Here is a 19862-nt window from a genome sequence, read left to right as displayed (position 1 = left end):
TCGCTTGGGAGGCAACGATGACCGGAAACGCCCGCAAGAAAGCCAGTGACTTTGATCCCCGGATCCTCGAAATCTTTGACGGATATGTGCATGGCACCATGTCGAAGCGCGAGTTTATCTCCAAGGCCGGTAAATACACCGCCGCCGGAGTAACCGGCGCCATGATCCTGGACCAGTTGCAGCCCAACTACGCGTGGGCGCAACAGGTCGCCCCGGATGATCCGGACATAGAAACCACGGTGGTCGAGTTCGACAGTCCTGATGGACACGCTCAGACCAGTGGCCTGATGGCCATGCCCGCAAATGCAGAGGGCAAGTTACCTGCGGTTCTCGTCGTTCACGAAAACCGTGGACTCAATCCGTACATTGAGGACGTTGTCCGCCGGACGGCCAAGGCTGGCTTCCTGGCATTCGGACCCGACGGGCTGTCGCCGCTTGGCGGGTATCCCGGAACCGACGATGAAGGGCGTGAGATGCAGCGTTCGATGGATCGGGAAATGCTGATGGCGGACTTCTTTGCCGCCTATGAGTTCCTGCGCGATCACGATCTTTCGACCGGCAAGATCGGCGCTGTCGGATTCTGTTATGGCGGCGGTGTGTGCAATGCATTGGCCGTGGCTTATCCGGACCTCGGGGCCTCGGTACCATTCTATGGTCGACAGCCCCCGGCCGAGGATGTCCCATCCATAGAAGCGCCGCTGATGATCCACTATGCCGGTCTGGATGATCGCATCAATGCCGGTTGGCCGGAATATTCCGAGGCGCTATCGGCCAATCAAAAGAAGTTCAGCGTGCATTTCTATCCGGATGTGAACCACGGTTTTCACAACGATACGACGCCAAGATATGATGAGGCTGCGGCCAATCTGGCATGGAAAAGAACGATTGCCTTTTTCAACACCTACCTGACCTGAACGCAACCGGGTGCCGCTGATCCGGCACCCGGGCATTTTAGTTTATTCTTCGGCTTCTTCGTCGCCCTGATCGGCAATCCAGGCGACGCTGACGACCTCTTCGCCCTTGCCGGTGTTGAAGACTTTCACACCGCCAGCCGAGCGGGACCGGAAGGAAATCCCTTCGACCGGCACCCGAATCGACTGTCCTTTGGACGTGGCCAGCATGATCTGATCCTCGATGTCGACCGGGAACGATGCCACAAGCTCACCACCGCGCATGGCCTTGTCCATGGCCGCCACGCCCATACCGCCACGACCCCGGACCGGGTAATCGTGGCTGGAGCTCAACTTGCCCGCGCCGCCAGCCGTGATCGTCAGGATCAGGTTTTCGGCCGCCGACATTTCAGCGTAACGCTCTTGTGTGATCATGCCGGGCGCTGCTTCGTCTTCGTCGGTCTCACCATCGTCGGCGATGCCTTCAACGGCCCGACGCATCTTGAGATAAGCGGCACGTTCATCCGGACCGGCCTCGAAGTGGCGGATTACCGACATCGACACCACGCGGTCGCCATTGGTCAGCTTGATGCCGCGGACACCAGTGGATTCACGCGAGTTGAAGACGCGAACATCCGTTGTGCGGAAGCGGATCGCGCGACCGGAATTGGTGACCAGCATCACGTCTTCGTCTTCCGAGCAGATGCGGGCGTTCACCAGTTCCACGCTTTCCGGCAGCTTCATAGCAATCTTGCCGTTGCGGCGCACATTGGTGAAATCCGACAGACGGTTGCGGCGGACGTCACCGGCGCTGGTGGCAAAGACGATCTGCAGGTTTTCCCATTCTTCGTCCGGCACGTCCACCGGCATGATCGCGGCGATGGAAACGCCCGTCGGGATCGGCAGGATGTTAACGATGGCTTTGCCCTTGCCGGTACGGCCCGATTGAGGCAGGCGCCAGGTCTTGAGCTTATAGACCATCCCGTCGGTGGTGAAGAACAGCAATTGGGTATGCGTATTTGCCACAAAGAGGGTGGTGACCACGTCCTCTTCCTTGGTCTGCATCCCCGACAATCCCTTGCCGCCACGCTTTTGAGCGCGGAAATCGGCCAGCGGCGTGCGCTTGATATAGCCGCCCGAAGTGACCGTCACGACCATGTCTTCACGTTCGATCAGGTCTTCGTCTTCCATGTCGCCGGACCAGTCGACGATCTCGGTGCGACGTGGAACGGCGAACTGCTCGCGAACCGCACGCAATTCATCACCGATGATCGACATGATGCGTTCCCGCGAGGACAGAATATCCAGGTATTCTTTAATCTTGGCGGCCAGTTCTTCAAGCTCGTCCGTGACTTCTTTGACGCCCAGTTGGGTCAGGCGCTGCAGGCGCAAGTCGAGGATGGCGCGGGCCTGAACCTCGGTCAGGTTATAAGTGCCGTCGTCGTTCATCTTGGACAGCGGATCGTCGATCAGGCGCAGATAGCCTTCAATTTCAGATGCAGGCCAGCGACGCGTCATCAGCTTTTCACGCGCTTGCGCCGCGTCAGCCGAGGACCGGATCGTGGCAACAACTTCGTCAACGTTCGAAACGGCCACGGCCAGACCACACAGAATGTGGCTGCGTTCGCGTGCCTTGCGCAAGTCATAGGCAGTGCGACGGGCGACAACATCTTCGCGGAAGTCGATGAACGAGGTCAGGAAGCGGCGCAGGGTCAGCTGCTCGGGCCGACCGCCGTTCAATGCCAGCATGTTGCAGCCGAATGAGGTCTGCATCGGCGAAAAGCGATAGAGTTGGTTCAGCACCACTTCGGGCGTCGCATCACGCTTCAGCTCGACCACGACGCGCACGCCGTTACGGTCGGATTCGTCCTGTACGTGGGCTACGCCTTCGATCCGCTTCTCGCGCACGGCCTCGGCGATCTTTTCGATCATCGAGGATTTGTTCACCTGATAGGGGATCTCGTCGACAACGATGGCGTAGCGGTCCCTGCGGATCTCTTCGACGCGGGTTTTGGCGCGGATGATGACGCTGCCACGGCCTTCCAGGTAGGCTTTGCGCGCGCCGGACCGGCCCAGCATGACGCCGCCGGTCGGGAAATCCGGGCCGGGGACGTATTCGATCAGCTGTTCCGAGGTCAGGTCGGGATCGTCGATCAGCGCCAGCGTAGCGTCGACGACTTCGCCCAGATTGTGCGGCGGGATATTGGTCGCCATACCCACGGCGATACCACCGGCACCGTTGACCAGCATGTTCGGGAAACGCGCGGGCAGAACCGTCGGCTCTTTGTCCTTGCCGTCATAGTTGTCCTGAAAATCGACCGTCTCTTTTTCGATATCGGCCAGTAGGGACGCGGCGGGTTTGTCCATGCGAACTTCGGTATACCGCATGGCCGCCGGGTTATCGCCGTCCATCGAACCAAAGTTGCCCTGACCATCCAGCAGTGGCAGCGACATCGAGAAATCCTGCGCCATCCGCACCAGCGCGTCATAGATCGCGCTGTCGCCATGCGGGTGGTACTTACCCATCACATCGCCGACCGGACGGGCCGATTTACGATAGGCCTTGTCATGCGTATTTCCTGTCTCGTGCATCGCGTAAAGGATACGGCGGTGCACCGGTTTCAGCCCGTCGCGCAGATCGGGGATCGCGCGGCTGACGATAACCGACATCGCGTAATCGAGATACGAGGTGCGCATCTCGGATTCGATGGACACCGTCGGGCCGTCATAGACGGGGCGCTCGGGCGGGGTTTCATCCATGTTTTCGGGGATTTCTGGCGTATCGCTCACGTAAACTGCCCGTTTATTGTGCTGGGTCTATATCTTGTGGATGTACCTTATCAGACCCAGCACATAAGGTGCAAGCAAGCAACGATTTCGCGCGCGAAAAACCCCTGTAACACCAGAGTAACACATTGTTAACTAAGGGTTAGCCAGTTTTCGTGCTATGCTGAAGAGACCTTGCAAAAAATTGGAGGTCTGCATGGAGCAAAGCGAAACGGAACTTATGCTCAAGGGGTACGGGCTGACGACAGCGGAATTTTTCTATCACATGCCCGACTATATTCACGTACTCAACACGTTCATCTGGCAGGATTACGACCTTGCGCCGGATCATCCCAAACTGTTCGATTTTATTGAATTCTGGCAGCGCGAGATCGATGGGCCGCTGCATTCCGTGCGGTTTACGCACCGCAAGATGATCGCGCCCGGAGAATGGCGCAATGTTGTGGGAGAGTTTCGGGTGAATTAATCACCTGAGCGGGTTTCTCAACCTGTCAAAGCAAAGACCCATATACTTTTTCGGCATATTAGGTAACGTGTCGGTCAATTCATTGGCCACATACGGAACCCCGGGATGCCTAGAGTAGTATTGTTTGCCGCAGCTGTTCTGCTAAGCGGACCTGCGTCTGCCGAAGGCGTTCTCGACAAAATCAAGAAAGGCGCGGAGAACACCGCAGGCGCCATTGGACGCGGGGCGGAGAGCGTCGGTCAGACGATCGAAAAAGGGGCGACTGCGGTCGACGAAACGCTCACGTCAACGTCCGATCTGCTTTCCAATGAGGCAACGCCAGAGGAAACCCGGGCCAAGCTGGATGTCATGGCCTCGGACGTCTTGGCGCAGTTGCTGGCGGAAAACCCCGAGGCACAGGCGCTTTATGACGTCAGCGCGGGGTATGCGGTCTTTGATTCCCGAAAGGTAACCGTATTTCCGGTCTCGGCCGGTTACGGTCGCGGTGTCGCGATAGACAAGGAAACGGGCCAGCACACTTACATGAACATGGGGACCGGAGGCGTTGGCGCGGCCATCGGGATAGGCGGGTTCGAGACGAAATTCGTGATCCTGTTCGAAACACAGGCGGATTTGGATCACTTCATCACTTATGGCTATGACGCCACTGCGGAATCAGGCGCGATGTACGGCGAAGAGCGCACGGATGAGACGCTCAGGTTCACGAATGGACGATCCTTCTTTGTGCTCAGCAAGAAAGGCTGGCGCGTTTCGGCCGGGGCGTCGGGAACCAAATACTGGAAGTCACCCGAACTGAACTGATCAGCCCGAACAGCTGGCTCCACCCAAAACGCAGAACTTGGCGCAATGCGGGTGGTTGAGATGCACGTCGGCCTCGGCTTCGGCCAGTGTCGCGCCCATTTCGAATTCCGGCTCGTACGGCAGTAGGGTACAGGCCAGAACGGCGGGTTGTTTAGCACCTTTGCGTTTTACCACCATACGCGCGTTAGAACACATCACCTCGGCTGGAGACTTGTTCAAAATACCCCAGCAAGCTGTTGTGATTTCAGGAACTTCGACAGACTCGTCCATCTCGGGGAACAGAACGGTCTGGCCCGGATTCTGTGCGTCGATGTCAAAGCGGTGCTGTGTGAAGAACGCCTCGTACCCGGCGCGGCTTTCCGCGTCGGAATCCCCCCAGACCGTGCGGCCAGCAATGGCAATGTTGAACCCGTTGTCGCGCAACCACTCCATGCCGGCGAGGGTCTTTTCAAAGCTGCCTTTGCCACGCTCTTCGTCGTGCAGTTCGGGGCGGTAGTGGTCGACCGAGATACGCAGGGTCAGCTTGTTCCCGTAGTCGCGTTTCAGTTCCAGCATCCCCTCGCGCATTTTGCGGCGCATCATCGGCTGCATGGCGTTGGTCAGAATCAGAACCTCGTAACCCCGCTCCAAAGCCACGCGGGTCATGTCGATCATTTCGGGGTTCATGAAGGGCTCGCCGCCCGTGAAGCCAATTTCGCGCACAGGCCAGTTGCGCTCTTCGATCTGGTCCAGATAATCGCGGACTTCTTCAGCGGTAATATAAACCAGTGCGTCGTTGGTCGGACTGCTGGCTATGTAGCAGTTCACGCATTCGATGTTGCACAAGGTACCGGTATTGAACCACAACGTCTCAGGGTTGTTCAGCGCAACGGAGGCGCGGGTTTGTCCATCTGCTGTCACCAATTTGTTCTGAAACTTGCCGATATTGGCGGTCTGAGGCGCGTTGTCTTTCATTCCGGTATCCGGTTCCTTGAAGTCATCCTCTGATTTAACTGTTCGACTTGGGATAGTTAAGTAAGGCAGGACCGACCTGACAGAGTTTTGATAATGGGAATTTCGGCGTGATTGGTTGCGCTAACGTTGGACATGCCCATTGGGGCAAGGTAAGGAAAAGTCATGGTTTCTCGCGTCATACCCGTTGATCCGTTCGATCTCGTCATCTTTGGCGGGACCGGGGATTTGGCGCAACGTAAGATTCTGCCAGCTTTGTTCAGGCGCTTTTGCGCGGGGCAATGGGCCGACGGCGTGCAAATCGTGGGCGCGGCGCGAACCGAGTATGACCGGGAAGGATTTCAGGGCGTTGTGGCCGAATCGTTGCGTGCCTACGCGGCAAAGCAGTGTCAGGACGAGGAAGCGTTGCGCGCGTTTTTGAACCGCGTCGATTACGTTAAGCTGGATGGCTGTTCGGATGAAGGGTGGGACCAACTGGCCAACAAGCTGAACCAAAACCGGGTGCGCGCATTCTATTTTTCTGTCGGGCCGCGCCTGTTTGGACCATTGGCCGAGCGGATAAAGGCAAATGATTTGGCGACGCCGGATACGCGCATCGTGGTCGAGAAGCCTTTTGGCCATGATTTGGATAGCGCGAAGGCCCTGAATGCAACGCTGGCCGCGCATTTCAACGAGGGCCAGATTTATCGGATCGATCACTATCTGGGTAAAGAAACCGTCCAGAATCTGATGGCGGTTCGGTTCGGCAACATGCTGTTCGAGCCTCTCTGGAACAGCCAGTACGTTGATCACATTCAGATTACTGTGGCCGAATCCGTAGGAATTGACGGGCGGGAAGAGTATTATGAGCGTGCAGGTGCAATGCGCGACATGATGCAGAACCACCTGATGCAGTTGCTCTGCCTGATCGCGATGGAGCCGCCGGCAAAGTTTGACCCGGATGCGGTGCGGGATGAAAAGCTCAAAGTCATCCGGGCGTTGGATCAGGTCGAACCGCATCACATTGTACGCGGACAGTTCGATGGCGGTGGCAACGCTTCGGGCTATCGTGAGGTCGTTGGCAACCCACGCTCGACCACGGAAAGCTATGTGGCGCTAAGGGCGCATATCAGCAATTGGCGATGGGCGGGTACACCGTTCTACCTGCGAACTGGTAAGCGGCTGGTGGCGCGGTCTTCGGTGATCAATGTGATGTTCAAGGATGCGCCGCATTCGATCTTTGGCGAAGTGGCCGGGCGCCACGCCAATGTCCTGTCGATCCGGTTGCAGCCGAACGAAGGCATAACTTTGAAAGTAACGATCAAGGAACCGGGGCCGGGTGGGATGCGCCTGGTCGACGTGCCCCTGGACATGAGTTTCGCCGAGGCGCTGGGACCGGAAAATCAAGACCCGCCAGACGCCTATGAACGGCTGGTCATGGACGTGATACGGGGCAATCAGACCTTGTTCATGCGCGGCGATGAGGTCGAAGCCGCATGGGCGTGGACCGATCCGATCATTGCGGGCTGGCAGGCCCGTGGTGACGTACCTAAACCCTATGAAAGTGGCAGCACAGGTCCGGGCGACGCCGAGCTGCTGATGAAACGAGACGGTCGCCGCTGGCAAGGAATAAACCCATGAAGATTCAGGAATATGCCGACCGCGACATGCTGGCCATCGACGTCGCAAACGCACTGGCCGGAGAGCTGGAATCCGCCTTGCTACATCATGATATGGTCTCTCTGGCCGTGCCGGGCGGCACGACTCCGGGTCCGGTGTTTGACGGGCTTTGCGCGGCGGATCTTGAATGGGACCGCGTGCGGGTTCTGCCTACGGATGAACGGTGTGTCCCGGGTGATAGCGAACGGTCGAACGAGCGTTTGATCCGTGAACGCTTGCTGACAAACCGTGCCTCAGTCGCCCAGTATGTTCCGCTGTATCTTGAGGGTAAGGAACCTGAAGATGTGCTGCCTGAGATCGAAAGCCTGATAAATCCGGTGCTGCCGTTGTCGGTCCTGGTGTTGGGAATGGGCGAGGACATGCATACCGCCTCGTTGTTTCCGGGGATGGAGGGGCTTGAGGCAGCCTTGGACAGTCACGCGCCAACCCTCGCGGTCGCCCGGATCGAGACACAGCCCGAAGCGCGTATTACTCTGACCGCGCCGGTGCTGGATGGTGCACTGTCCAAGCACCTGATCATCTATGGGGCCGCCAAACGCGATGCGTTGGAAAAAGCCATGTCCCTGCCGCCGGAAGAGGCCCCAATCGCCGCCGCGCTGAGCGGCATAACGGTTCATTGGGCGGAGTAATAAAGATGGAACTGACCCCACTAAAAACCTTGGCGTCCGACGGTCAAAACCAGGCCATTCTGGACCTTTTCGAAGCCGATCCGAACCGCGCGCAGGGCTATTCGGCCTCGACCGGTGATCTTCTGTTTGACTACTCGAAAACGCAGATCAACAGCGATGTACGCGACGCGTTGATCCGATTGTGCGATGAAGCCGGGCTAGCCGAGCGGCGCGAGGCGATGTTTACGGGGCAAAAGATCAACGAAACCGAAGGGCGTGCGGTGCTGCATACGGCATTGCGCAATCTGGATGGCGGCCCGGTCGAAGTGGACGGTCTGGACGTCATGCCCGATGTGATGGACACGCTGCAACGGATGCGGGTCTTTGCCGAAGAGGTGCGCGGCGGCGCGGTTTCCGGGGCAGGGGGCAGCTTTACCGATGTGGTGAATATCGGCATCGGTGGCTCGGATCTGGGGCCGGTCATGGCAACGCACGCGCTGGCGCCGTATCACGACGGGCCACGGCTGCACTATGTTTCCAACGTGGATGGCGCACATATCGCGGACACGCTGCGCCAGCTCGATCCGACGCGCACGCTGGTGATCGTCGCGTCCAAGACCTTCACGACCATTGAAACCATGACCAACGCCCGGACGGCCCGGGCCTGGATGGAGGATGGCGGCGGCGATCCAACCAAGCAATTTGCCGCCGTATCCAGCGCGTTGGACAAGACGCAGGCCTTTGGCATCCCCGAGGACCGGGTCTTCGGCTTTGCCGATTGGGTTGGTGGTCGTTATTCAGTCTGGGGTCCGGTTGGCCTGCCGGTGATGATCGCCGTCGGGTCGAACGCCTTTGACGCCTTTTTGCGGGGCGGGCAGGCGATGGACGTGCACTTCCGCGCTGCCGATTGGGCCGAGAATATGCCGGTCATGTTGGCGCTGGTCGGCGTCTGGCATCGTCAGGTGTTGGGCCATACCAGCAGGGCCGTACTGCCCTATGATCAGCGCTTGTTACGTTTACCTGCGTATTTCCAGCAATTGGAAATGGAATCGAACGGCAAATCCGTCGCCATGGACGGCAGCGATTTGACCATGCCGTCCGGGCCTGTTGTCTGGGGAGAACCGGGTACGAATGGCCAGCATGCGTTCTATCAACTGATCCATCAGGGTACCGACGTGGTTCCCTGCGAGTTCATGGTGGCCGCCGAAGGGCACGAACCCGAACTCACGCACCACCACCGCCTATTGCTCGCCAATTGCCTTGCCCAGTCCGAGGCGCTGATGCGCGGCCGTTCCCTGGATGAAGCGCGGCAGCGGATGGCCGAGAAGGGATTGGAGGGTGCTGAATTGGAACGGCAGGCGCGTCACCGCGTTTTCCCGGGCAACCGCCCATCGACAACGCTGATCTATCCCAAGCTCACACCCTTTGTACTGGGCCAGATCATTGCCCTTTATGAGCATCGCGTTTTTGTAGAAGGGGTTTTGCTGGGTATAAACTCCTTCGACCAGTGGGGTGTGGAATTGGGCAAGGAGCTGGCAACGTCACTCGGCCCGATTGTAGACGGCGAAGAAAACGCATCCGGCAAGGACGGTTCGACTGCGGCTCTTGTTGCTTACGCAATGCGCCATCGGGATTAATAAGGCGTTTTTCCGCAGCCTGTCGCAAGGGCAGGCTGCATTCTCTTATTGTCAGACAATTAAATGATTGGCAGGGTCTGTTCTTAGGGAACGCCCTGAACCCCCCGTAACGCGAACGCGGGCTAATGTGTTCAGGCTGGCAGACGGCGCTGCCGCACAGACGTGGCGCTGACATAGGGAGGATGCCCATGCTGGGACAGATGATGACGCAGCCTTTGCTGATCTCGTCGCTGATAGATCATGCCGAACACTATCATGGCCAGACCGAGATCTACTCGGTCGAAACCGATGGATCGGTCACGCAAACAAACTGGGCAGAAGTGGCAAGGAACGCACGACGACTCGGGTCCGCGCTGACCAAGTTGGGTCTGGAGCCGCAGGATCGTGTCGGCACGTTGGCCTGGAACAACCGGCGGCACCTGGAAATCTATTATGCAACCTCGGGCGCTGGTTTCGTGTGCCACACGGTCAATCCGCGTCTCTTCCCAGAGCAGCTGACCTACATCATCAACCACGCCAAAGACCGGGTTCTGTTCTTTGATGCGACCTTTATCCCTCTGGTTGCTGCCCTGTGCGAGCATTTGACTGAGGTTCGCCACTTCGTGCTGATGGGACCGCGGAACGAGGACACCATTGCCCAAATCCCGGGCGTCGAATTCTATGACGAACTTATCGAGACTGGGGATGCCGATTTTGAATGGCCCAGCTTGGACGAAAACACCGCGTCGAGCCTATGTTACACGTCGGGCACCACGGGCAATCCTAAGGGGGTATTGTATTCCCACCGCTCGACAGTTCTGCACAGCTTTGCGTCGAATACCCGTGATGTGATCGGGTTTTCCGCTATGGATGTCGTGATGCCAGTGGTCCCGATGTTCCATGTGAACGCGTGGGGATCACCGTATGCCTGCGCCATGTCGGGCTCGCGCATGGTGCTACCGGGGCCGGGGTTACATGGCGAAGCACTGGTGAATCTGGTCGATACCTATGGCGTGACGCTCGCCATGGGCGTTCCGACGATCTGGCAGGGATTGCTGGCCCATGCCGAGAAGTCCGGCAGCAAACTGGCCAGCCTGAACCGCACTGTGATTGGCGGGGCGGCTTGCCCCCCGTCGATGATCGAAACGTTCCGCGACACCTACGGAGTCGACACGGTTCACGCCTGGGGGATGAGCGAAATGAGCCCCTTGGGCACAGCAAACCATCCATTGGCAAGGCACTTCGAACTCCCAATTGAAAAGCAGCACAAGCTGCGCGAAAATCAGGGCCGCCCGCCGTTTGGGGTCGAGTTGAAGATCGTCGATGATGATGGCAATGATCTGCCCCATGACGGTATCACGCATGGTGATCTGTTGGTGCGCGGGCATTGGGTGCTGGACAGCTATTTCCAGATGCAGGATGAGGAACTGCTGCAGGACGGCTGGTTCGCCACCGGAGACGTCGCCACATTGGATTCTGACGGTTACATGACGATCCGTGATCGTTCCAAGGACATCATCAAATCCGGTGGTGAGTGGATCAGCTCGGTCGAATTGGAAAACATCGCCGTTGCGCACCCGAAACTCGCCACAGCTGCCGTTGTTGGCGTGCCGCACCCGAAATGGGATGAACGTCCGCTACTGGTGGCGGTCAAGGCCGAGGGCGAGGACCCGTCCGAGGACGAATTGCTGGCCTTCTTCGACGGCAAGATTGCTAAGTGGCAGGTGCCGGACAAGGTTGTCTTTGTGGATGCGTTGCCGCTGAATGCGACGGGCAAGGTTCTCAAGCGAAATCTACGCGCGGATTTCGAGGACGCCTTGAAGGACTAAGTGCCTGATATTGTTGAGAATGGCTCCGGCGGTAGGGATCGAACCTACGACCAATTGATTAACAGTCAACTGCTCTACCGCTGAGCTACGCCGGAACGGTTCGCGCCGTATAGCAACCTGTTTCTGCGGCGTCCAGAGGGTGCGGCACATTTTTTGGAGGAAAAAACGAGGCGGGTCCCGGCGTAGTGTCCGAGCTCAAAACGTGTATGCCGTTACCCCTAATTCAGCTTCGCTCAACGCGAGTGATACTACAACTTATTGGTCGACAGCTCGAGATCCTTTGACCGGCAGCAAGGTGTTAGTTTTTGGCTTTTGATCCGCCGCCCGGATATTCTAGGGGCATCTATACGCGTCGCCTGATACGAAAGTTCCGCCATCGCTGGTTGAACTCTGGGTCAAAACGAACCCATTACCACCCATTGACGCCACGGCGTTGCGCATTTTGTTCTGCGCGCTTTGCGCATCCATCGGTGTGTCTAAGCCAAAAAGCTCCATTCCGCTTACCGGTCCCAAAAACTGACAGTTTTGAACGGTCTGAGGAGAGAGTTGCCTGACTTGCTGACCCTGTGGCGTTAGGTCTGTGCTACATGCCGCCACCGACGCCAAACAAACGAATACCAAAATTCCACGCATCTCTGTCTCCCTCACTGTCTCTCCCGAGAGAACCATAATCATTGGCGGAACTATCTCCAATTGAAATATGAAGAATAATGAATATCAGCCAAGTTGTGCGGCGAAGTGGAGGGTTTCTGCCGGCTTTGGGCTGGGTATTTCAGGTTTCTAAAGGCTCGCCGGCTAAACGTCGTCGTTTGGTGAAAGTTCAGGGAATCAAGCCGTTACGTGACCAATTCATATCACGATGAAGCGCTGCGCATGAGAGATTTGCGATTTATAGGATTTTGGCTCCGGCGGTAGGGATCGAACCTACGACCAATTGATTAACAGTCAACTGCTCTACCGCTGAGCTACGCCGGAACTGAGGGGCGTATAACAATCCCATTTTTCGCCGTCCAGAGGGGAACTGCATCAAACGGCAAAAAATTTCATTTGCTCATGCCGACCTGGAAAATTTGGCGTCCACCGACAGCCCTTCAGGTGCGGTGACTTGTGATTTTCCATATAGATCAACCAGATGCGCAAACACGTTTCTTTCGGCCGCCGGCAGAAGCGCTGCAGGTGTATCGGTGTAGATACGCTTGGCAAGTTGGCGGGCTGTTCCGGGCTGAGTCTCCAGCGCCGCCAGTATCTGAGCCTCGCGTGTCAGCCGGTGATTGATCAACCAGTCCAACCGTCCCGCCGGATCGGTGATCGGGGCGCCGTGCCCAGCGTGAAACACAGACCAGTTCCGGTCGCGCAACTTGCGACAAGCCTGCATGAAATCCGTCAGATCCCCGTCGGGTGGAGAGACCAGAGAACTGGCCCAGCCCATGACGTGATCGGCGGTAAAGCAAACTTCGCCCCAGCCCAGGGCGATATGGTTGCCAAGGTGGCCAGGCGTGTGAATTACCTCAAGGTCCCAACCGTCGCCCTTGATGATCTCGCCATCGACGACTTCGATGTCCGGGCGGAACGCCGCATCAATCCCTTCGCCGCCGCCGGCCAGGCCCTGGTGTGCCAGTTGTGTCATCACTGCGCTACGCCCCGCCTGAGGCCCGCCAAAGGCCAGAATCGGCGCACCAGTACGGGCTGCCAGCGGCGCAGCAAGGGGAGAGTGATCCAGATGGCTGTGCGTTACCACGATATGGCTGATGCGCTGGCCGGGCCGCAGGGCGTCCAGAATCGCGTCGAGATGCGCGTCGCCTAAGGGGCCGGGATCAATGACTGCCAGATCGCGCTCGCCCAGCAGGTAGGTGTTGGTGCCACGATAGGTCATGGGTGAGGGGTTGGGGGCCAGAATCCGTCGCAGACCGGGCTGCAATTCAATTGCTTTGCCAAGGGGCGGGTTGAAATCGTCGGGCGCCTGCATTCTGCACTCTTTCTCTTGCCGGATCAGCCCGTTAGGTTTAGCGCATGTCCAGTCAATGGCTCAAACACTATATGCCGCGCAGCCTCTACGCCCGGGCAGCACTGATTCTGGTTCTTCCAGTGATCGTTTTGTTGCTGGTCGTGGGTATCGCATTCCTGCAAAAACACCTCGAAGACGTCACGATGCAGATGACCAGGACCGCCACGCGCGAGGTGACCCTTGTGCTTGAGACGATGGAGGGTACAGAAACTCAGCAGCAGGCTTTGGCCGCCATTCGTCTCGATCTGATGGCGCTGGACATGAAAGCACGCTTCGTGGACGTTGACGATGAGCCTATTGTGGACCGGCGGCGGTGGTATGACTTTATCGCGCCACAGGTCGAGACCAATCTGTACGCTTGGCTACCTGATCTGGTCGACGTCGCCTTGCCGACCGGGGATGAGGCACGGTTGTATCTTCAAACCCATCTGGGCGTGTTGCAGTTGACGCTGGACCGGCGACGTCTGTCGCCCACCGCACCGCACCAATTGATCGTTACAATGGTGTTTTTTGCCGTCGTTATGACCTCGATCTCTTTCTTGTATATGCGGAATCAGCTGCGGCCGATCACTCGACTTGCCGATGCGGCACAGGCCTTTGGTCGCGGCAGGGTCGTGCCCTATTCGCCCGGAGGGGCCATCGAGGTGCGCGCGGCTGGAAACGCCTTTCTGGATATGCGGGCCAGAATCGAACGACAAATGGAACAGCGCACGATGATGCTGTCCGGTGTAAGCCACGATCTGAGAACGCCGCTGACGCGCCTGAAGCTGGGACTTTCAATGCTGCCCGAGGATGAAGCGGCCCCAATGCAGCAAGATGTGGATGAAATGCAGCTGTTGTTGGATGCTTTTCTGGATTTCTCACGCGGGGCGTCCGAGGGCGCGCCGGAAGAAGTGGAGCCGGAAGAGCTCTTGGGTCAGATTGTCGAAGATGCTCGGCGGGCGGGTTACAAGGCCCGACTGGTCTCGGTCGAAGGGCAGGGTACTGTCATGCTACGACCGTCGTCCATTCGTCGTGCGGTCGAAAATCTGATCGGGAATGCCGTTCGTTACGGTAATCAGGCCGACATCAGCCTGTCCATGACCCCTAAGACGCTGCGCATCCGGGTCGAGGATGATGGGCCGGGCATTCCCGCGGAACAGCGGACCGAGGCGTTAAAGCCGTTTTCGCGCCTGGATCCGGCACGCAACCAGAATCAGGGCACCGGAGTTGGTCTTGGTCTGGCGATTGTATCGGATATCGCGCGCGCGCATGGCGGCGTTCTGCGCCTTGGCAAAAGCGAACGTCTGGGCGGGTTGTGCGCGGATATCATCATCGGACGGTGATTTGGTAGGCCCGGCAGGACTTGAACCCGCAACCAAAGCGTTATGAGCGCTCTGCTCTAACCAATTGAGCTACAGGCCCGCCTGAGCGCTTTGAGTATCACGGTGAACGCCCGCGTCAAGCCTGACCGTTGCAACATGTCCAACAATCGAATAACCCGCGCGGGAACCATTCATAAGGGGTTGGCCATGACGACGGGCAAGAACGGAATCACCTATGCCGATGCGGGCGTTGATATTGATGCGGGGAATGCTCTGGTCGACCGGATCAAACCGGCGGCAAAACGAACCAACCGCTCGGGGGTCATGAGCGGGCTGGGCGGATTTGGTGCGTTGTTCGATCTGAAGGATGCCGGATATCAAGACCCGATTCTGGTCGGGGCCACCGATGGCGTCGGCACCAAGCTGCGCATTGCTATCGACACAGGCGTAGTTGATGGCGTTGGAATTGATTTGGTCGCAATGTGCGTCAACGATCTGATCTGTCAGGGTGCCGAGCCTTTGTTTTTCCTCGACTATTTCGCCACCGGCAAACTGGATACCGATACCGCGGCGCGGATCATCGAAGGCATTGCCGAAGGCTGCGTGCAATCTGGATGCGCCTTGATCGGTGGTGAAACTGCCGAAATGCCGGGGATGTATCCGGATGGTGACTTTGATCTGGCCGGTTTCTCGGTCGGCGCGATGGAACGCGGTGCCCATCTGCCTGCCGGAGTGCAGCAAGGCGACGTGCTGCTGGGGCTGGCTTCGAACGGCGTGCATTCCAATGGTTATTCGCTGGTGCGCAAACTGGTCGAGATGTCCGGCCTTGGTTGGGATGCAGCCTCGCCCTTTGGCGAGGGTTCGCTGGGTGAAGCGCTGCTGACGCCCACGCGCCTATATGTGAAGCCTGCGCTGGAAGCGATCCGTGCAGGGGGCGTGCATGCTCTGGCCCACATCACTGGCGGTGGCCTGACAGAAAACTTGCCGCGCGTTCTGCCCGATGACCTGGGTGCCGAGATCGATCTGAACGCTTGGGACCTACCGCCCGTCTTCCGTTGGATGGCTGAAACCGGCGGGATTGTCGAATCCGAAATGCTGAAAACCTTTAACTGCGGCATCGGCATGATCGTCGTATGTGATGCGGAACGCGCAGATGATCTGGCGGCGTTGCTGTCTGATTCCGGTGAAACGGTCGCGCGTCTGGGTACGGTAACAAACGCGCCGGGAATGGCCTATTCGGGCAACCTGCTGTGAGCCACAAGCGCGTCGCAATCCTGATCTCGGGCGGCGGCTCCAACATGGTGTCGCTGGTCGACAGCTTGACCGGCGATCACCCGGCGAGGGCCTGTCTGGTCTTGTCCAACGATCCGAAAGCGGGCGGGCTGAGAAAGGCGGCGGACCGTGGCATCCCCACGGCGGCAGTGGATCACCGCCCGTTCAAAGGGGATCGCGCCGCGTTTGAATCGGAATTGTTGAAACCGCTTGAGGCTGCGCAACCCGACATCGTCTGCCTCGCCGGGTTTATGCGGGTCCTGACAGGCGAATTCGTTTCCCGCTTTCAAGGGCGGATGCTCAACATCCACCCCTCTCTGCTGCCGAAATACAAGGGTCTGGACACCCATGCGCGCGCTATTGAGGCCGGGGATACCGAGCATGGATGCTCGGTTCATGAGGTCACAGCTGCCCTGGATGACGGGCCGATTTTGGGGCAGGCACGGGTGAACATTGAACCCGGTGATACGCCCGAGGCATTGGCCGCACGAGTATTGGTTTGGGAACACAAGCTTTATCCCGCAGTGTTGCGCCGTTACGCCAGTGGGGATCGGACTCCGGTGTTGCTGCCCTGAACGTCTCAGGGTGATTTACACGCGTGTCATATTCAGCCTATGGTCCGCAATACGGCCAGGTACGGTATTGATCGGCCGCACAGAACAAGAGCAAGAACAGCATCGCGCATGAAAACCCTGACAACGACGCAAGAGCTGGCCGACTTCTGCAAGGCCGCGGCGGAATATGACTATGTCACCGTAGATACTGAGTTTCTGCGCGAACGAACCTACTATTCAAAGCTTTGTCTGGTGCAGCTTGCGGTGCCTTCCGATGACGAGGACAGCGCGGTTCTGGTCGACCCCCTGGTCGACGGCATGTCGCTGGACCCGCTTTATGATCTCTTCCGTGATGAAAGCGTGGTCAAAGTGTTCCACGCCGCGCGGCAGGACCTTGAGATCTTTTGGGTCGAAGCGTCCGTGTTCCCCAAACCTCTGTTCGACACGCAAGTCGCCGCGATGGTCTGTGGGTTTGGCGAGCAGGTGGGCTATGAGACGCTGGTGCGCAAAATCTGCAAGCAGGGAGTCGATAAGACCTCGCGCTTTACCGATTGGTCGCGTCGACCCCTGTCTGATGCGCAAAAAACATATGCACTGGCTGACGTGACGCACCTGCGCCAGATTTACGAACACCTCGCGGCCCAGCTGAAAAAGTCACAGCGCAGCCATTGGGTGTCCGAGGAGTTGCAGACGCTGACCCAGCCCGAGACCTATAACATTCGCCCCGAGGATGCGTGGAGACGGGTAAAGACCCGAACGAACTCGGCCAAGTTTCTGGCCGTGGTGCGCGAATTGGCGCAGTTTCGCGAAGCCTATGCACAGGACAACAATGTCCCGCGCAGCCGGGTATTCAAGGATGATGCGCTTATCGAGCTGGCCTCGACCAAGCCCAAGTCTCCGTCCGATCTGGGCGGATCCCGCTTGTTGCTACGCGAGGCGCGCAAAGGCGCGATCGCTGACGGTATTCTGGCTGCCGTAAAGAAGGGTGTGAATTGCCCCGCAGACCAGCTGCCACGTGTTGATAACAGCCGCGATAAGCTCAAGGTCAATCCCGCGCTGGCGGATTTGTTGCGAGTCTTGCTGAAGTCCAAGACTGAAAGCTCAGGCGTAGCGGCCAAACTAATCGCCACAAGCTCGGAACTGGATCAGCTTGCCGCCGGCGAGCGCGAATTGCCCTCGATGTCAGGGTGGCGCTTTGAAGTGTTCGGCGAAGATGCCCTCAAACTGTGTGATGGCAAGATCGCCTTGGCCGCAAAGGGGCAGTCCGTAAAGGTCGTATCGCTTTAGCGGCGATTAACGCCGCCGCGATTCCAGTGCGTTTTGTTCCCCCCGAACACGGACCAAACGTACGTTCTTCAGTTCTTTCAGGCCGATATTGGACGCGTCCGTGACCTGCCGCGATCTTTCGGTGCCAAGATTTGTTGCGTATTCCGGGTAACTGACCTCGAACGTGTATTCCAGAATACCGTTCTTTGCGTTTTCGTCGTTTTCCACACGAACGAGGCGGGCGTTATAAGCACCCTGCCTTGCGGCCGTGCCCGTAGCATAGACGATTGCACCGGATGGCGTCGGCTCAATCCGCAGCTCGTCGATCTTGGTGATCGGAAAGGTGATTTCTTCTTCTTCGGGTCTTCCAAACAGCCTGACACCATCGCGTTGCTCGGGTACCAAGGCATTGGCATCATTTGCAGATACCTGAACGGGCGCTGGTGTACTTGACTCGAACCAATTGGACGGGTTGACCCGCGACTCGCTCCAGCCGCTGCAGGCGGACAGTGCCAGTGCGCTGACCATTAGAACAGGTATTGATTTTTTCATGGTCCCAAAGCCCAGAGAAGTAATTTGAGCAATGGGTTATCGCAAAATCCGAAGTTTGAAAACCCACGCCGGGACTGGACAGGTGCGCAATGGAGGCATAGGTCACAATTGTGATCGTAACAAAAAGGACTGCCCCGAAATGGCAACGCCCGCCTTTGAGGAAATCGTCGAGGATTTCGAGTTTCTGGATGACTGGGAAGACCGGTACCGCCATGTCATTGATCAGGGCAAGGCGATGGAGCCGCTGGACGAGGCCTTGAAAGTTCCTGCAACCAAGGTGCACGGCTGCGCCAGTCAAGTTTGGCTGCATCCGATGATCGAAGGCGGCGTGTTCCGGTTCGACGGGGACAGCGACGCGCTGATCGTGCGAGGGCTGATTGCCGTGCTGCGGTCCCTATACAACGGCTTGCCCGTGAATGAGGTTCCAAAGGTCGATGCCGGGGGCGAATTGGCGCGTCTGGGATTGAACGACCACCTGTCGGCCCAGCGCTCTAACGGCTTGCGGTCTATGATTGAGCGCATTCGAGAGGTCGCGCAGGAAAACGCCTGATCGCTTATCCAGTTGGTCAGCCGTGGCGCGCGGCCCATTCGGTAAGTGTCGATTCCAAATCGCCATACCCGGTAAAGCGGCGTTCGAATGCCAAGCCCATCCGCTCGGCGCAGTCGCGGGCGCGCGCGGTCAGGTCCGGATCGTCGGTCTGGGCCTGATAGACAAGCTTAGTGTAGTTGCCGAAATACATGTCGCGCAGTTCAGGGTGGCGATCCAGCCCCAAGGGTTTCCAGACGAATGCGTCGAACTGCCGAGCCAGAAAATCCGTCAGGTAAAACGCAGTCGTTTCATCGTCTCCATGTTCCTCAAAGGCCTGATTTCCTTCGAAAAAGGAATAACAATGCGGACCTTTGATCATTTCGATGCCCATTTCCTCGCAGGCCTTCTGCAACAGACCTCCGGTGCCGCAATCGGCGTAGACGACATAGATCTGGTCAAAGTTTCCGCGGTGTTTGGCGACGGCTTCCTCGACCGCTTGGGTGATCCGTTCGGGGTGGATGTGCAAAATGGCGGGCAGGCAGGTCAGGGTCATGTGATCCCAGCCATTGCGCTTTTTCAGATGCAGGATTTCGCGTGCGAGCGCGCCGCAGGCCAGCAGCAAAATACCGCCCTGGCGACCGTTTTCTGTGTAGCCCTTTGACGTCAGGCTTTCGTCATCCGGTGTGCTGTTCTGCTGCATCGCTAATTCCCCAAAGGATTGCAGCATCAAAGAATGAATGCCGGATCAAGGCAAGCCCGCATCCGACATCCCG

Annotated in this window: 18 protein-coding genes and 3 tRNA genes; 12 read left to right on the top strand and 9 right to left on the bottom strand. The window is 58.1% G+C overall.

Annotated elements, in window-relative coordinates; genetic code table 11:
• Nucleotides 1-17 precede the first annotated feature (17 nt).
• Nucleotides 18-914, top strand: a complete 897-nt coding sequence (yghX, locus tag ACR0J0_RS00565) for a YghX family hydrolase (protein WP_480660431.1) — start codon at nucleotides 18-20, stop codon at nucleotides 912-914.
• A gap of 42 nt (nucleotides 915-956) precedes the next feature.
• Here yghX and gyrA read toward each other — a convergent pair whose 3' ends face one another.
• Nucleotides 957-3680 (bottom strand): DNA gyrase subunit A, encoded by a 2724-nt coding sequence (gene gyrA, locus ACR0J0_RS00560; RefSeq protein ID WP_480660429.1) that lies wholly within the window; start codon nucleotides 3678-3680, stop codon nucleotides 957-959.
• A 193-nt stretch (nucleotides 3681-3873) separates the two neighbouring features.
• On the opposite strand from gyrA, the gene ACR0J0_RS00555 reads away from it, so the two are divergent.
• Nucleotides 3874-4143: an usg protein gene (locus ACR0J0_RS00555; protein ID WP_239334929.1), complete on the top strand. Its 270-nt coding sequence runs from the start codon at nucleotides 3874-3876 to the stop codon at nucleotides 4141-4143.
• A gap of 105 nt (nucleotides 4144-4248) precedes the next feature.
• Entirely contained in the window at nucleotides 4249-4944 is a 696-nt protein-coding gene (locus tag ACR0J0_RS00550) for a lipid-binding SYLF domain-containing protein (protein ID WP_480660427.1), read from the top strand.
• Here the strand turns inward: ACR0J0_RS00550 and ACR0J0_RS00545 are convergent, their stop codons facing one another.
• Nucleotides 4945-5898: a radical SAM protein gene (locus tag ACR0J0_RS00545; RefSeq protein WP_480660425.1), complete on the bottom strand. Its 954-nt coding sequence runs from the start codon at nucleotides 5896-5898 to the stop codon at nucleotides 4945-4947.
• A gap of 162 nt (nucleotides 5899-6060) precedes the next feature.
• Here ACR0J0_RS00545 and zwf point away from each other — a divergent pair, with 162 nt between their 5' ends.
• From zwf to ACR0J0_RS00525, 4 genes are all read left to right on the top strand, one after another.
• A complete protein-coding gene (gene zwf, locus ACR0J0_RS00540) occupies nucleotides 6061-7515 on the top strand; it encodes a glucose-6-phosphate dehydrogenase (RefSeq protein WP_480660423.1) in 1455 nt (484 codons plus the stop codon).
• A complete protein-coding gene (gene pgl / locus ACR0J0_RS00535) occupies nucleotides 7512-8183 on the top strand; it encodes a 6-phosphogluconolactonase (RefSeq protein ID WP_480660420.1) in 672 nt (223 codons plus the stop codon). The genes zwf and pgl overlap by 4 nt, the downstream gene beginning before the upstream one ends.
• Before the next feature lie 5 nt (nucleotides 8184-8188).
• Complete coding sequence (gene pgi / locus ACR0J0_RS00530; RefSeq protein WP_480660418.1) at nucleotides 8189-9799, top strand: glucose-6-phosphate isomerase; 1611 nt, start codon at nucleotides 8189-8191, stop codon at nucleotides 9797-9799.
• Between the two features lie 188 nt (nucleotides 9800-9987).
• A complete protein-coding gene (locus ACR0J0_RS00525) occupies nucleotides 9988-11607 on the top strand; it encodes a long-chain-fatty-acid--CoA ligase (RefSeq protein WP_480660416.1) in 1620 nt (539 codons plus the stop codon).
• Nucleotides 11608-11627: 20 nt separating this feature from the next.
• Here ACR0J0_RS00525 and ACR0J0_RS00520 read toward each other — a convergent pair.
• From ACR0J0_RS00520 to ACR0J0_RS00505, 4 genes are all read right to left on the bottom strand, one after another.
• A tRNA-Asn gene (locus tag ACR0J0_RS00520) sits at nucleotides 11628-11702 on the bottom strand.
• Between the two features lie 238 nt (nucleotides 11703-11940).
• Nucleotides 11941-12240: a DUF4156 domain-containing protein gene (locus tag ACR0J0_RS00515; RefSeq protein ID WP_480660414.1), complete on the bottom strand. Its 300-nt coding sequence runs from the start codon at nucleotides 12238-12240 to the stop codon at nucleotides 11941-11943.
• Nucleotides 12241-12507: 267 nt separating this feature from the next.
• Nucleotides 12508-12582 (bottom strand) — tRNA-Asn (locus ACR0J0_RS00510).
• Between the two features lie 76 nt (nucleotides 12583-12658).
• Complete coding sequence (locus ACR0J0_RS00505; protein ID WP_480660412.1) at nucleotides 12659-13573, bottom strand: MBL fold metallo-hydrolase; 915 nt, start codon at nucleotides 13571-13573, stop codon at nucleotides 12659-12661.
• 44 nt (nucleotides 13574-13617) lie between these two features.
• Between ACR0J0_RS00505 and ACR0J0_RS00500 the strand changes: the two genes are divergently transcribed.
• On the top strand, nucleotides 13618-14937 hold the full coding sequence (locus ACR0J0_RS00500) for an ATP-binding protein (protein WP_480660410.1): 1320 nt from the start codon (nucleotides 13618-13620) through the stop codon (nucleotides 14935-14937).
• Nucleotides 14938-14939: 2 nt separating this feature from the next.
• Here the strand turns inward: ACR0J0_RS00500 and ACR0J0_RS00495 are convergent.
• Nucleotides 14940-15016, bottom strand: a tRNA-Ile gene (locus ACR0J0_RS00495).
• A gap of 107 nt (nucleotides 15017-15123) precedes the next feature.
• On the opposite strand from ACR0J0_RS00495, the gene purM reads away from it, so the two are divergent.
• The 3 genes from purM (at nucleotide 15124) to rnd (ending at nucleotide 18029) form a co-directional block, all read left to right on the top strand.
• Nucleotides 15124-16170, top strand: coding sequence for a phosphoribosylformylglycinamidine cyclo-ligase (purM, locus tag ACR0J0_RS00490; protein WP_480660408.1), 1047 nt, complete (start codon nucleotides 15124-15126; stop codon nucleotides 16168-16170).
• Nucleotides 16167-16763: a phosphoribosylglycinamide formyltransferase gene (gene purN, locus ACR0J0_RS00485; RefSeq protein WP_480660406.1), complete on the top strand. Its 597-nt coding sequence runs from the start codon at nucleotides 16167-16169 to the stop codon at nucleotides 16761-16763. Before purM ends, purN begins: the two co-directional genes overlap by 4 nt.
• Nucleotides 16764-16871: 108 nt before the next feature.
• A complete protein-coding gene (rnd, locus tag ACR0J0_RS00480) occupies nucleotides 16872-18029 on the top strand; it encodes a ribonuclease D (protein WP_480660404.1) in 1158 nt (385 codons plus the stop codon).
• Nucleotides 18030-18035: 6 nt separating this feature from the next.
• On the opposite strand, the gene ACR0J0_RS00475 is transcribed toward rnd, so the two are convergent.
• A complete protein-coding gene (locus ACR0J0_RS00475; RefSeq protein WP_480660402.1) occupies nucleotides 18036-18560 on the bottom strand; it encodes a hypothetical protein in 525 nt (174 codons plus the stop codon).
• A 139-nt stretch (nucleotides 18561-18699) separates the two neighbouring features.
• On the opposite strand from ACR0J0_RS00475, the gene ACR0J0_RS00470 reads away from it, so the two are divergent.
• Nucleotides 18700-19110, top strand: a complete 411-nt coding sequence (locus ACR0J0_RS00470; RefSeq protein WP_480660400.1) for a SufE family protein — start codon at nucleotides 18700-18702, stop codon at nucleotides 19108-19110.
• A gap of 16 nt (nucleotides 19111-19126) precedes the next feature.
• Here the strand turns inward: ACR0J0_RS00470 and ACR0J0_RS00465 are convergent, their stop codons facing one another.
• Complete coding sequence (locus tag ACR0J0_RS00465; RefSeq protein ID WP_480660398.1) at nucleotides 19127-19789, bottom strand: DUF1638 domain-containing protein; 663 nt, start codon at nucleotides 19787-19789, stop codon at nucleotides 19127-19129.
• Between the last annotated feature and the right edge of the window lie 73 nt (nucleotides 19790-19862).

This window comes from Ruegeria sp. BF12, from assembly GCF_056538705.1.
This window is presented reverse-complemented; position numbering and strand designations above follow the sequence as displayed.

Coding starts and splice junctions, on each gene's coding strand:
- ACR0J0_RS00555 (WP_239334929.1), top strand. CDS start 3,874: ATGGAGCAAAGCGAAACGGAACTTATGCTCAAGGGGTACGGGCTGACG.
- ACR0J0_RS00515 (WP_480660414.1), bottom strand. CDS start 12,240: ATGCGTGGAATTTTGGTATTCGTTTGTTTGGCGTCGGTGGCGGCATGT.
- ACR0J0_RS00475 (WP_480660402.1), bottom strand. CDS start 18,560: ATGAAAAAATCAATACCTGTTCTAATGGTCAGCGCACTGGCACTGTCC.
- ACR0J0_RS00550 (WP_480660427.1), top strand. CDS start 4,249: ATGCCTAGAGTAGTATTGTTTGCCGCAGCTGTTCTGCTAAGCGGACCT.
- pgl (WP_480660420.1), top strand. CDS start 7,512: ATGAAGATTCAGGAATATGCCGACCGCGACATGCTGGCCATCGACGTC.
- ACR0J0_RS00525 (WP_480660416.1), top strand. CDS start 9,988: ATGCTGGGACAGATGATGACGCAGCCTTTGCTGATCTCGTCGCTGATA.
- ACR0J0_RS00500 (WP_480660410.1), top strand. CDS start 13,618: ATGTCCAGTCAATGGCTCAAACACTATATGCCGCGCAGCCTCTACGCC.
- pgi (WP_480660418.1), top strand. CDS start 8,189: ATGGAACTGACCCCACTAAAAACCTTGGCGTCCGACGGTCAAAACCAG.
- ACR0J0_RS00465 (WP_480660398.1), bottom strand. CDS start 19,789: ATGCAGCAGAACAGCACACCGGATGACGAAAGCCTGACGTCAAAGGGC.
- rnd (WP_480660404.1), top strand. CDS start 16,872: ATGAAAACCCTGACAACGACGCAAGAGCTGGCCGACTTCTGCAAGGCC.
- ACR0J0_RS00505 (WP_480660412.1), bottom strand. CDS start 13,573: ATGCAGGCGCCCGACGATTTCAACCCGCCCCTTGGCAAAGCAATTGAA.
- zwf (WP_480660423.1), top strand. CDS start 6,061: ATGGTTTCTCGCGTCATACCCGTTGATCCGTTCGATCTCGTCATCTTT.
- ACR0J0_RS00470 (WP_480660400.1), top strand. CDS start 18,700: ATGGCAACGCCCGCCTTTGAGGAAATCGTCGAGGATTTCGAGTTTCTG.
- yghX (WP_480660431.1), top strand. CDS start 18: ATGACCGGAAACGCCCGCAAGAAAGCCAGTGACTTTGATCCCCGGATC.
- purM (WP_480660408.1), top strand. CDS start 15,124: ATGACGACGGGCAAGAACGGAATCACCTATGCCGATGCGGGCGTTGAT.
- ACR0J0_RS00545 (WP_480660425.1), bottom strand. CDS start 5,898: ATGAAAGACAACGCGCCTCAGACCGCCAATATCGGCAAGTTTCAGAAC.